General features: G+C 40.2%; 6 protein-coding genes. 1 reads left to right on the forward strand and 5 read right to left on the reverse strand.

Features of this window, described 5'->3' with window-relative positions:
• Positions 1 to 3 precede the first annotated feature (3 nt).
• Together pnp and rpsO are read right to left on the reverse strand one after the other, a co-directional pair.
• Entirely contained in the window at positions 4 to 2,091 is a 2,088-nt protein-coding gene (pnp, locus tag ACINWC743_RS22740) for a polyribonucleotide nucleotidyltransferase (protein ID WP_171064930.1), read from the reverse strand.
• Positions 2,092 to 2,346: 255 nt separating this feature from the next.
• Positions 2,347 to 2,616: a 30S ribosomal protein S15 gene (rpsO, locus tag ACINWC743_RS22745; protein ID WP_004725514.1), complete on the reverse strand. Its 270-nt coding sequence runs from the start codon at positions 2,614 to 2,616 to the stop codon at positions 2,347 to 2,349.
• 282 nt (positions 2,617 to 2,898) lie between these two features.
• Between rpsO and ACINWC743_RS22750 the strand changes: the two genes are divergently transcribed.
• Positions 2,899 to 4,197: an EstA family serine hydrolase gene (locus ACINWC743_RS22750; RefSeq protein WP_009587187.1), complete on the forward strand. Its 1,299-nt coding sequence runs from the start codon at positions 2,899 to 2,901 to the stop codon at positions 4,195 to 4,197.
• Positions 4,198 to 4,863: 666 nt separating this feature from the next.
• Here ACINWC743_RS22750 and recD read toward each other — a convergent pair.
• The 3 genes from recD to ACINWC743_RS22770 form a co-directional block, all read right to left on the reverse strand.
• Positions 4,864 to 6,609, reverse strand: coding sequence for an exodeoxyribonuclease V subunit alpha (gene recD / locus ACINWC743_RS22760; RefSeq protein WP_009587180.1), 1,746 nt, complete (start codon positions 6,607 to 6,609; stop codon positions 4,864 to 4,866).
• A gap of 87 nt (positions 6,610 to 6,696) precedes the next feature.
• Positions 6,697 to 10,491: a UvrD-helicase domain-containing protein gene (locus tag ACINWC743_RS22765; protein ID WP_009587208.1), complete on the reverse strand. Its 3,795-nt coding sequence runs from the start codon at positions 10,489 to 10,491 to the stop codon at positions 6,697 to 6,699.
• Complete coding sequence (locus tag ACINWC743_RS22770; protein WP_009587185.1) at positions 10,491 to 14,216, reverse strand: exodeoxyribonuclease V subunit gamma; 3,726 nt, start codon at positions 14,214 to 14,216, stop codon at positions 10,491 to 10,493. The genes ACINWC743_RS22765 and ACINWC743_RS22770 overlap by 1 nt, the downstream gene beginning before the upstream one ends.
• Positions 14,217 to 14,220 lie beyond the last annotated feature (4 nt).

The following is a 14,220-nucleotide window of genomic DNA, read 5'->3' on the forward strand; positions in this document are numbered from 1 at the left end:
AGCTTATGCTTGGTCTACATCTTTCATCGTTAATTTAATACGACCACGGTTGTCTACATCAGCAACTTGAACTTTAACATCTTGACCTTCAGCCAAAATATCTGTCACGTTTGCAACACGTTCATTTGAAATTTGTGAGATGTGAAGTAAACCATCTGTACCCGGCATAATGTTTACAAATGCACCGAATTCAACAATACGAATCACTTTACCTGGGTAGATTTTACCTGGTTCAACTTCTGCTGTAAGTGCTTGGATTTTTGCAATCGCTGCTTGAGCTGCTGCTTTAGTTTCACCAAATACACGTACTGTGCCGTTGTCTTCGATATCAATTGCCGCTTTAGTTTCTTCAGTGATTTGACGAATTGTCGCACCACCTTTACCAATCACATCACGGATCTTATCAGGGTTGATGTTGATCACTTGGAATGTTGGCGCATGCATTGAAATTTCAGGGCGAGCACGTGAAATCACTTGGTTCATTGCGTTAAGAATATGCATACGACCTGCATATGCTTGATTCAACGCAACTTCCATAATTTCTTCTGTGATTCCTTCGATTTTGATGTCCATTTGAAGTGCAGTAATACCGTTTGCAGAACCTGCGACTTTAAAGTCCATATCACCTAAGTGGTCTTCATCACCTAAGATGTCAGAAAGCACAGCAAAACGCTCACCTTCTTTTACGAGACCCATTGCAATACCTGCAACTGGCGCTTTAAGTGGAACACCTGCATCCATAAGTGACAATGATGCACCACATACAGAAGCCATTGAAGATGAACCATTTGATTCAGTAATGTCAGACACGATACGAATCACATACGGGAAGCGATCAGCTGGTGGAAGTACCGCTTGAACACCACGGCGAGCCAAACGACCATGACCAATTTCACGGCGTTTAGGACCAGATTCACGACCTGTCTCACCCACAGAGTATGCTGGGAAGTTATAGTGCAACATGAAGTTGTCGGTTTTTGTACCCGCTAAAGTATCAACCATCAACGCATCACGTGTATTACCTAAAGTCGTTGTAACCAACGCCTGAGTTTCACCACGCGTAAACAATGCTGAACCATGAGCACGATCCAATACACCCACTTGTACGTCTAATGCGCGAACAGTTTTGGTATCACGACCGTCAATACGTGGTTTACCTGAAAGGATATTGTCACGCACTGTACGGTATTTTAAATCTTCAAAGAGTTCATTTAAGTCGTCAGCGATACCATCAACATCTTCTTCTGGAACAAACTGCGCAACAGCCTCAGCTTGTAAAGCATCTAATGCAGCATAACGGTCATGCTTAACCGCAATGGTATATGCTTCAGAGATTTTCGCTTCAAATGCGTCTTTTAATTTTGCACGAAGGTCTTCGTTTTTAACTGGAGCAGTCCAAGTAGATTCTGTTGCACCAGCGGCAGCAGCAAATTCTTTAATCGCTTGGATCGCAATTTGCATTTCATCATGACCGAAAAGCACAGCACCCAACATTTGGTCTTCTGAAAGCTCTTTCGCTTCAGACTCAACCATCAATACCGCAGATTCTGTACCTGCAACAACAAGATCAAGATCAGATTGAGCAAGCTGTTCTAAATTTGGGTTAAGAACATATTCACCGTTGATTAAACCAACACGCGCACCACCGATTGGACCACGGAAAGGTGTGCCAGCGATAGCTAAAGCTGCTGAAGTACCCAACATTGCAGCGATATCCGCTTCCATTGTTTTATCAGAAGAAACAACTGTAGCAGTCACTTGGATTTCGTTATAGTAACCTTCAGGGAACAATGGACGAATTGGGCGGTCAATAAGACGAGAAATTAAAGTTTCTGACTCTGAAGCACGACCTTCACGCTTACCATATCCACCTGGGATACGACCTGCAGCATATTGTTTTTCTTGATAGTTTACTGTAAGTGGGAAAAAGTCTTGTCCTGCTTTAGCAGTAGGTTGTGCAACGACAGCTACAAGAACAGTTACACCACCCATAGTGATCAATACAGTGTTTGCTTGACGAGCAACGCGACCTGTTTCTAATACAACTTGATGTTGACCATATTGAAATTCTTTACGAATAACATTAAACATTGACATGTATTTTTGTTTCCTAATTTTATTCTAGTGGAGACCCCTAAGGTTTGGCATTCATATCTGTTACATAAATGACAAAGCTTAGAAGCCGACCTCACTAGACAATAAATCTTTATTTAGACTAATTTTAAACACGAAGAAGGAGCGAATATTCGCCCCTTCCCTTTTATCCAGTAAATACTGGATAGACTTTAGTTTTCATCAATACAGCATTCTGCATGCAATAATCCGAAAATAAAAGTTTAAATCGAATTAACGACGTAAACCTAAAGCAGCAATCAAATCGCTATAACGAGTAGCATCTTTACCTTTAAGGTAGTCAAGAAGCTTACGACGTTGGTTAACCATACGGATCAAACCACGACGGCTATGATGGTCGTGTTTGTGTTCTTTGAAGTGACCTTGCAAATCATTGATTTGAGCAGTCAATAAAGCAACTTGTACTTCTGGTGAACCAGTGTCATTTTCAGCACGAGCGAATTTTGCAACGATCTCTGCGCGATCTGCGTTTGTTAAAGCCATTCGATTTCTCCGAGATGCTTAATTTAAATACTTGATACAAATCAAATTGATTCTTCAAAACCAATTTAACTGCCGTGCATCACTACAGCAGAGGCTTATTTTAAAGGAAGTATGTTGAGATTGCAAAAATATTGTACATCTCAGTTCTAGCAAGTTTCACTTGATGATAAAAGCACATCAATATTGCACTTTTTTTACACAGTGCATGGCAATTCGGACACAGACATTTATCTCGACTCAGTTCACACTTGTTCTGAATAAAAATAAGCATGGACAACGATTGTGAAGTTATTTTCGACCAACACCTGTTTTGTACCCAAGGATTTGGGCAGCATCACCAGTAATAAAAATGAAGTTCATCCTGAACTCGGGGGAATGACCGTAAAACAAGTAGATAAAATCTGGCAGAGTATTGAGCACCTTTATCAAACAGGTAATCACCCCCTGATCAGTGTGTGTTTAAGACGTAAAGGTCAAATCATATTGAACCGCAGTTTGGGGCATGCCTCAGGAAACTCTGCGGATGGTTTAGCCAAAAATGCCGTGATTGCAAATCCAGATACCCCCATTTGCTTATTTTCAGCATCCAAAATGATTACCGCCATCTTGATTCACATGTTAGATGAAACAGGTGAAATCAACTTATTGGACCCGATCAGTCATTACATTCCTGAATATGCACAAAATGGCAAACGCCGTGCCACAATCTTTCATTTACTGTCGCATCGTGGTGGCATTCCACGTATAGAAATGCAAGTCACCCCCGAGCTATTATTTGATAAAGATCAAATTTTACAATATCTCTATGCTGCACAGCCGATTTCCCCTGCAGGCTCACATTTAGCTTACCATGCAGTCACAGCAGGTTATATTCTAGGTGAATTGATCGAGCGCGTGACTGGACAAGATCTCCGTCAATTCCTCCATGAAAAAATTGAAAAACCCATGAATATGCCGTTTTTCAATTATGGTTTAAAACCTGAATATCGCGATCAAGTCGCGCTGAATTATCCGACTGGTGTACATCCAAAACTTGGAACTGATTTATATTTAAATCATGTTTTAGGTGGGGGATTACAACTTGCGGTAGATGTAACCAATGATCCACGCTTTATGGATACTGTCTGCCCTGCTGGCAACATTTATACCAGTGCAGAACAAGCCAACCGTTTTTTTGAAATGTTGTTGAATGGTGGAGAATATCAGGGCAAACGTATTATGAGCCCAGAAACGGTTTTCCGTGCAACGCTACCAACATCCACCACCAATATTGATCGAACACTACTTGCCCCTATGCGCTATGCATTAGGTCCAATGTTAGGCAGCAATCCTTTGGGTATTTTTGGTCCAATGACAGGACAAGCGTTTGGTCATCTTGGATTTTCCAATATCTTATGCTGGGCTGATCCTCAACGTGATATTAGTGTCAGTATTTTAAATACAGGAAAAGCCGTCATGGGTACACATATTCCTGCATTGGCACAAACACTTTATCAAATTTCCAATAACTGCCCTAAAATCCCGAAAGCACAACGTCGTGCTGTATTTGGTACAGATCGTACTGAAACAGAGTTGGTTTAAATCAGAAAGTAAGATATGAAAAAGCCCTAAGATTACTCTTAGGGCTTTTCCGTTGCGCTGTAGTTTCTTGTTTAGTTATTGTCGGTATCTTATTTATTATCTTTATTGTGCTCTCGACACTTATTGTTTTATCACTGACATTCATTTTCACGACCATGTGACCAATTATGTCCATATATGACTTATTATGCATGTCAAATATGTAAGACAAAAGTCGTATTTAACTCATCTTTATGTGAGAAATTGCGTACAGAAAAATGACCGTGGTGAGTTTCATAAAAAGCCTTTTAAAATGTGATAGATGACATAATAAATGTAGATTTCAAGTATAATTTTTAATCTAAACTAACAAAAATAAAAGATGAACCTATCATAATTTGAAAACTAGAGTGACAATCCCTTGGCAATAAAAAAGCCCTGTAGTCTCTCCCAAAACTACAAGGCTTAGCGGCTGTAAGTTTCCTCTTTATTACTTACTTTCTTGTAAGTTCGCAGTCTCACGACTTCAAGTTGTTCTTATTTTGCGATTTTACTCAACGATCCTTGCCGAGCTCTTTATGGCTTCATCATCTCAAAAACTAACATGAAGCTCTATGCGCAAATCTCTCGAATTCATGTAAGCAATTTCGTACAATGTTCAAATTATCAATTTAAACTTCAAAATAATTATACCGCATTAACCATCCTAACCAATCCACTAGTACGTGTGGTTGCTATATTCAGAGATTGTACAAATGCGCTTTGATCCACCAAGAGACTGACCACAGATTTGGCTCGTGTAATTGCGGTATAAATCAACTCTTGACTTAATAGCCGAGTTGCTGCCGAATCTAAAACTACTGCGGTATGAGTAAATTCTGAGCCTTGTGATTTATGAATCGTCAGTGCAAAAGCCGTCTGCATTGCTTTAGGCAAACGAGTTGCAGGAAACCATTTATCCAAGCTAGGGAAATAGACTTCGAATTGTCCCTGCTGTTGACGGTGTTTCAGACAAATCCCAATATCTCCGTTAGAGAGTCCTAATTGGTAATCATTGTAGATCATCATCACAGGACGCCCCACATACCAATCTCCTCGTTTGGATAGGGTCGGAATATATTCAAATAAAGCTTTTTCCATTTCTGTATTTAAACTGTTTAAACCCATTACCCCATGACGTATCGCGGTGAGAATCCGGTAACTGTCAAACGCGTGTACGACCATCTTGGCTTGATCATGTGCTGTGTCGGTATTCAAATAAACCTGAAGGCTTTCAAAATAAGTATGGAAACCTAAACTTAATTTCTTGTAGTAGCCCGCTAAATCAGTTTGCGCAATTTTTTCAGGAAGATACTCAAGTTGAATGACATCTTGCATGTCTGATAATAAATCAACTGGTTTAAGTTCTCCTGCAACAACCACCTCTTGTTCAAAGTGTGCTAAAAGTTGCGATGGAGCAGTATCCAGCGTTTTTTGCATTTGAATAAACTTTGCCATTTTCCCAATCAATGCACCTTCTTTAAAGCGTTGACTGGTCATTAAATTGACCCGATGATCAGACAAAGTTTCCATCTGTTGCAGATCAGCAAGGACTGCACCGACATCCACTGAAGCCAATTGATTTGCATCGCCCAACAGGATTAAACGTCCATGTTCAGGAATCGCCTCAAACAGCATGGTTGCTAAATTTAAATCCAGCATTGAAGCTTCATCTACAACCACAACGTCATAAGGCAGTGGTTGGCGTTGGTTAAAGCGCGGGGTCTGTTGATGACCTAATCCCAACAAACGATGCAAGGTCATCGGATTAAATAGATTTTGACTTAAACCAAAATGTTGTAATTTAGGATCAGACAAGGACTTCTGCAAAGCTTCCCCCATACGTTGTGCAGCTTTTCCTGTAGGTGCTGCCATCGCGATTCGAATATCTGGAGTTGCTTGATATAATACGGCAATGATTCTTGCCAAAGTATAGGTTTTACCTGTACCCGGTCCCCCCGTAATCATGCTCAAAGCCGATTTCGCGACCATAGCCAAAGCCGCTTTTTGATAAGCATCAGTCAATAGTTCATCAAATTCCGAAACATCCACCTGAGTAGTAGATTGCACACTCAGACGTTTAATTTGTTGTGCCAAGCGTCTCTCAAGTTGCCAATAACGATAGAGATAAAGATATTCATGATCTTGTACAAACGGCGCAACTGCGCTTTCTGGATTGTCTGCGTGAATCATCAAGGACTTTAACCCTGTTGTATTTTTATCCTTTACGGGAATACAACTATCACCCTGAGTGCTTGCCAAAAGTATTTCTTGTGCCAGTTCAAGTGCATGTTCATCTAATTTAGGGCTTGTGGAATACTGTGTTAAAACATATTTACTCCATGTCTCAATCCATTGTGGGACTTGACTTTCTAAATCCTGTTGATTTTCCACACAGTTATCCTCAGAGTTATCTACAAGGTTTTCAACACAGTTATCCACATGATAACCTATTGTTTATACAGTTTTTCAAACAACTATTCACACAATTTCACTAGATTTATCCTCAACAAAATAGCCCAGTATCGCATCTAATCTCAAAATAAACTCTGTGGTGGGGCGCCAGAAATAATAGCCTTGACCGACTTGAGCATTCATACCACGTAAATACAAATAAGTTGCACCACCTAAATCCCGTTCAATTTGGTAGTCTTCAAGTTGGATTTTTAAATAGCGATGTAAAGCCACCAAATATAACGCTGCCTGCAACCAATAACTGGCATGTGACATACTCTCTTGAACGGCTTCAGAGGTATAGTTGTGTTGATCCGCACCCAGAAAATTACTTTTATAATCGGCAATATGATATTGCTGCCCATCAAAGAAAACCAAATCAATTGAGCCGTTGAGATAACGGGCTGAACGAGCATCATTAAACTCAGGCATTTTTATTCCGTACTCATCAAATAACTGATAAATCCGTTGAATTGCCAAAACTCGATCTGAAAGCGATAAATAGAATGGGAACTCAGCCAAATGTTGATGAGGTTCAAGCTGTTTTAATTGGAAATTTTTGAGAATTGGTGTGGATAAGACCTCAGCCAGCCACTCAGCAACCCAAGTCAGCAAAGTTTCTTCAGCATTGGATTGAGCTAAAGCATTCTCCTCGACAGTTTGGTTTAAAAAAGCCAGTCGGTATTTTTCAAGCAATTCTGTCCACAAACTGGAGTAGTCATTTTTAAAACGTCGACGAATTTCAAGATGCCAATATCGTGTATCCTGAAAATCAATATGTTCGAAGATTTCATGCAAGAAATTTCCTGCAATGGTGCCCATTGGAAAATTGGCTTTGATCCATGCAATCGGTTGCTCAGGCTGTGTTTGCTGAATAATTTCAATCATCGGCTGTTGAATTTCATCTTCTGCACGGTCTTGCTTTTGTTCAGAAACTGCCAAGGCATCTTGAATTTGTTGTCGTGTTAAATGTTGGGCCAAAGCACTAAAACTGGTTTTTCCCCGCGGATAAAAACGCTGTGTTGGAAATGCTTGCGCAATTAATGGTAAAGGATCTTCAGAGTTAGGTTTTTCCAGTGCTTTAGGACGCTCAGTCAGTAAGTCTTCCATACAGCTACCGATATGCTGAAAAACATCAGCACCTTGACCCCGCCAAAATGCCAAACCTGTTGTCGACTTTTCTTTGGTATCACTCAACATGGCATAAACACGATAACTGGCACGGGTCAACGCCACATACCACAAACGATGATGTTCTGCTAAAGCACGCTCATTATGTTGTTCGATATCTTTTTTATCCAGTAAATTACTGTCATTAATAGCCACCACACGCTGTTGTTCAGTCTGCCCTGTCTGGCTATTTAATTGGACTGCTGTCGAAAAGTTCAAGGTCTTATTGATTTCTTTAAAGTCTTTGTCTGCACCCAGTAAAAAAACAAATTTAAACTCTAAACCCTTCGATTGGTGAATGGTCATCAACTGGACCCCTGCCTCATTGGACAGTTTACGCTCCATTTCCCACTCTCGTTCCATTGGTGCAGTCAGCTGTTTTAAATACCAATGATAAAGATTTTGCGCACCTTGATATGTTTCACTGTGTTGGCTGAGCAGTTCAGTTAAATGACGTAAATTCACCACCACACGCTCATTATCACGACTACGCTTTTCCACCAGTTTTTTCCAGACCGCACACTGATTGAGTAGATATTGCCAAGCAGTTAAGAAACCTTGATTCAGCCATATTTCACGGACCTGATCAAACAACTCGATGTATTCACTTAAGCCATCTGCATGCTGTTCTAAGGCAATCAAATCTTTTAAGCTCAAACCCATCATACGACTTAATACAGCACGTTTTACTTTCGCTTCATGGTAAGGGTGCAAAATTGCTGTCAGTACAGCACCAACATCATGGGCAATCTGACTTTCAAAAACACTTTTTTTCGAAGGTCGATTGGTGCGAATCCCCAGAAACTCTAACGCAGCTTGTGCCTTGTCCAGCCCATCGTGGTTTTTCGATAAAATAGCAATGTCATTTTCATCTAACGGACGCTGCGCGGATTTCTCCTTAAACAATAAACTGCCTTGAATACCTTGATTGAGCAAATCACGGATTTTCCATGCCACTTGTTCTGCTTCAAGCTGTTTATCTGCTAATTTGAGCCATCTTAAAGGTTGAGGATTTATCTGTCCCTGATCCAACAGATCTGGATGGGGGCGACTACCTGCTTGCACAGGGGTATAGATCACCTGCTCGCCAAAATCCATTTGTCTTTGAAATAAGGCATCGACCACCTCAACCAAGGGTTTTACTGAACGATGGTTATAGATCAAGTTATATTCGTTGCCATCTTTACCAAACACATCCTGATGTGCTTTTAAAAAAGTCAGCATGTCCCCACCACGGAAACCATAAATCGCTTGTTTACGATCACCCACCATGATCATACAGCCATTCTTAACTCGACTTGGATGACGCCAAATTTGCGCTAACATATCGTCTTGATCTTGGTTGGTATCCTGAAACTCATCAACCAAAATTAAGGGATAACGTGCATGGACAAAAGTAGCAAACCGTTGTCCTTGTTCACCTTGTAAAGCTTCCGCAAGCGTTCGAATTTGCTGGGCAAAGGTGGTTTCGCCCTTTTGTTGTAATACTTGTGGCAAGCGCTGTTTCACTTCTTGCGCCAAATAATATTTAAGAAAAGTATTGGTTCCGAGCAACTGATTTTCAAATACTTCGATTTGCGCATAGATACTCAACAGCTGTTGAACAATCGGATGTTGATAAAATCCCAGCTGTACATGTTCAGGGGCTGCTTTCTTAAAGATCTGTTGTTCACGAAGCACTTTGATCAAAGTGGAAAAATCAGACTTTTCCACTGCCAACCCAGAACTCAAATAATGTTTATAGCCCTGTTGTTGGATGGTTTGAATAATTTGCGGCAGACTCTTGGTAAAAATACGATGAAAACGATCACTCCTAAATTTTGTCCCATTACAAAACTTATAATAATCACCGTCCAATAAATAATAAGCTTCAAGTGTTTGTAACTGTTGCAATTGGATTTGCGACAATTGTTCTATTGCCTGTTGAAATGATTGAGCATCCACAGTAGAAAATTGTGGCTCAACAAATTTTGCCGATGCGAAATTTAAACTTTGCTCAACTGTCGATGCATAGTAGTCGACGCCATGTAACTCTCCTGCAAACATCAAACTATCGACAATATCTTGCGGTTGTTTTTGAATCCATGCCCTTAAAACATCGTGAATCAATTGATAAGTATAGCTTTTTTCATCATCAGTAATTTCTGCACGCTCAATCTTGCCACTTTCAAAAGCAAATTCACGTAATAGTTTTTGACTAAAGCTATCTAAGGTCCCCACAAACAATTCATCAAGTTGATCAATCACCAGTTTTAGACGTTCACAGGCATAAGCCACTTGTGATGCAAATGTTTTCAACAACTTAGAAAATAAAGGATCGGTTTCCTGCTGGGCTTTGTTTAAAACCTGTGATTCAGTCAACTCTCGACAGGATTCAAAATAGTGAAACGTATCTTGTAAACGTGAACGAATCCGACTTTTCAACTCTGCAGCAGCTTTTCGAGTAAATGTAGTTGCAATCACTTGGCTTGGTAAGTATTTTTCTAAAAAAATCCGCACCATCAAACTGGACAAGGTATATGTTTTCCCTGTGCCTGCGGAAGCTTCAATCCAATGTAAACCTGCAAAGTGCATATCTTCAATCGGTTGAATCGAAACCTGCTTTTTTTTGCTACTGGCTGTGTTACTAAGCGATAAATTTACGGAAGTCATCATGATTCCTCCGCAACAGTTTGATACTGATAAATAGGTTGGTAAAGATCATACGCAAATTGATCACAAGCATGCTTGAGCAGTGCAGTCGCATCTTGTTCCTGCAAAATAAATTGCCAATCCCGATGCTTTTTACTCCACTCCATTTCCGTCAAATCATAAGGTAAAAATGCATCACTTTTATTCCACTCATTGAGTATTACTGTGAAATCCTCAATCACTGAACGACCAGAGTCTTCAGCTATCCAGGTCAATGTTTTATTATTTTCACTGAGCTTCAATAACAATGCAGCGGGCAATACCAAAGGCTCAGACTGTCCATAAGCAAAGGCTTTAAACCATGCCAATAAATATTGTTTTGCTTGTGCTGAACTTAATCCTGTATTGATGATCGTCACATCACTAAATACCGCAATCCGTTGTAGACCTTTCGACTGTTCGGCATCCAGATTTAAATAACTCAGCCACAACAAATACTCTAACCAAACTTTAGTACGACGTTTAGCACGACCACTTGAGGCATCTAAACTGACCCAATCTGCGCGCTGCTGTTGAGGCAAGGTAATGTTCATAACCAAACCAGATTCAATCCGCCACTGACGCTGTGTGGTCAATGTCACTTCAGGCGCATAATGCTTTAAGCGTGCTTTTAAACTGTCTTGTTCAGCCAAGCCGATTTGCCAAGCGCTGAGCTGGACCTTGCCTATTGGAAGTTGATTCTGCAATAACCGCATATCATTTACCGTCGCATCATCTACAGAATGAAGCGTCGCCTTTTGTAAAAAATCTCGGATTTGATAACGTGCCAAGCCATCCAAAATCAAAGGTTCATTCAATGCAGGCATATCATCTGCGCTTAGATTTTCAACACCCAAGGTTTTTAAATATAATCGTGCAGGGAAGGTCATATCTTGAATCCACTGCCCTGCATCCAATACCATAATATCGTCTTGAGCTGATGGATAAGGGGTATTCACCCAAGCATCACGTTGAGCCAATGCCTCTGTTTGACGAATCTGTTGTGCGACTTGGAACCATTGGTCCTGATAACGGATGGACTGTTGGGATTCAAAACCAGAAGGCTCAAAGGGCTGTAAAGTATGGACATGGTATAAAGTTTGAATCTGTTCTGGTACTTCAATTCCATCTAAGGACACGATTTGTGCTACAGCAGTCAAATTCTCAGGGCATGTATTTGATGTGGATGTTGATTGCAAATGATCGGCTTGACTAATAAATGCAATATGATTGATCAACTCTTGTAAGACACTCGATGGATCTCGAACCTCACCATCACTGACATCAAAGCCATTGTAAAATAACCATAGATTTTCTTGTGCCAACAGTAAAGCATCTAAAAATGCACCTTGATCATCATCCAAACGTGAACGATCACCCAACTGTGGTTTAAGGATTTGCATTAAGTCGAAAGGGACATGAACATCACGATCTGGGAATTTACCGCCATCCAAATTTAACAGTACGATCAGCTTATAAGGCAGCGGGCGAATTTGTCCGATCTGACTAAACGTAATCTGCCCTGTCGGTAAAGCCTGATCAATTTGCCCCTCTAATAAGTTTTGAATTTCATTGAGTAAATATGCCAAAGGCAAATCAATATCTTGGAGAATAGACTGTTCTTGCTCGTCATAGAAACTCGCCAAAGTCAGCATACGTTCTTGTTTTTTTACGATCTCACGTACCGTTTTTAAAGATTCGACACCTGCTTGTTCAAATTCAACAATATCCTGCATTAGCAATTTTAACCACGCTTCCACATTACATTTTAATGTGGTTTGCTTGCCGAGCTCATGTGCAATCATCCAATCTCTACGATGATCAAAGTCTTGATAAATCTGTACCAAGGTCGTGATCAGCTCAAAATCAGCTGTAAAGACTTGTGCATAACTCAACACATTTTCAAATAATCGATGTTCTGGAATTGCAATGCCCAATACCAGACGATCCAATGCAAATTTAAAACTAAAACGAAAATCATCGTCATCTTGACTCAACGAGCGCTTTAAGTGTTGCGCATCTAAACCACGTTTAAATCCAGCGTTGATCAGCAATTCAATCATGCGTTCTGTATTAGCAATATCTAAATCATAACGTAATTGAGTCGCAGTTAAACTTAACCAATCTGCAAAATCCTCAATGCTAAAACGACTTTCAATCAATTGAATACGTCCTAGCACAGCACGCCAAGCATTATGAGCATCCAATGCCGTCACTCCTGCAATTTTCACAGGCAAATAAACACTGTCCTGATTCGGTGTATGAGGGAATACACTGCGAATCAGAGGCTCAATCTGTTTTAAGTCTGGCACTAAAACTAAAATATCATTTGGACGGCGAGGCTGATCTAACGAGCTTTTGGCTAACCAAGCAATCAATTGATCTCTCAGTACTTCAAGTTGTCTTAATGCAGAATGACATACATGAATCTGAATCGAATCATCCTCTTTTGCGATTGGATAAGCATGTGCCTCTGGCTCAACTAAATAAAGAATATCGGACTGGAGTTTAGTCAATAAATTAATCGGTTCTTCATCGACAAAAGCATCTACCCACTGTCCTTCTTCTCCAGAAGATAGATTGGAAAGAATCGAAAAATGATCACGCGCTTGTTTGCCAAAACGTGTCAATAAAGGATGACGAGATTCTCGAATTTCAGCATTAAAATTTAAGGTAAATTCATCGAAAAATTTTTGAATATCCGCATCTGTTGCATTGGGATTTTTGCCAATAAAGCGTTCTTTAACCCTTAAATCGTATTGTTTTTTCCAATTGGGATCGACACTGTCTGCCCAGTATTCTTGTGATGGATTGTAATGTAAAATCACCACATCCAAGTACTGTCCTAGTCGTCTCAAAAACTGTAATTGACTGGGTGGCAAATCCAACAAGGTAAAGACAATCAGTTGACTTGGTAATTTTTTTAGAGCCTGTGGTCGTTGTTGAACATCCTCCATCACATGCCAAAAATCAGCATCAATACTCTGCATTTCAATAAAATCATCATGAAATGTATGTTGCCATAACCAACGTTGCCAGTTTTCCAGTTCTTGTGCCTGATTCAGCGTAAATGCTGAAATCTGCTGATTGGTCTTAAAAAATTGCTGTTCTAAATTCAGTGCTTCTCCACGCCCCCATTGCGCCAACCAATTACTTGGGCACTGACAAGCTTGATTCTGCGGACAGCCACGTACACAATCAGCACGGTACAACATATAGTGACTAAACAGTTTTGAAACCTGCTCAGACACCCAATACAACATACTTTGCTTTTTCAGTTGTTTATCTAAACCTTGTTGTAACTGTGAAGCGGCGTCATAGATCCGTTGAATAATAGAATGCAACGGATGGTCTTCAGCCAGACTATTTTCATCATGTTCAATAAAGCTTTTTAAAGTCTGATAAATCCGCCACTTCATAATCAGACGTGGAATATTGGCTTTACGTACTTTGTCTTTATCATCAAGTACTTGTTGATAAGCAAACCATTGAAATCCACGGATACGCTGATGAAATTGGCTATTGGCGCTAATGCCCTGTTGTTCTGCGATACGTTGACTTAACCACTCCTGCACTGCAGGACTAGGTACAATAAAATGTTGCGTTTGCAAAACTGCAAAAGGATTTTTGGATGGCCGAATGGTATTTTGCAAAAGCCCTTGCACCAAGACATCAATGCGTTGGCTTTGAATCACATGTATTGCCATAATT

Source organism: Acinetobacter sp. WC-743, from assembly GCF_000335555.1.
Classification (GTDB): Bacteria; Pseudomonadota; Gammaproteobacteria; order Pseudomonadales; family Moraxellaceae; genus Acinetobacter; species Acinetobacter bereziniae.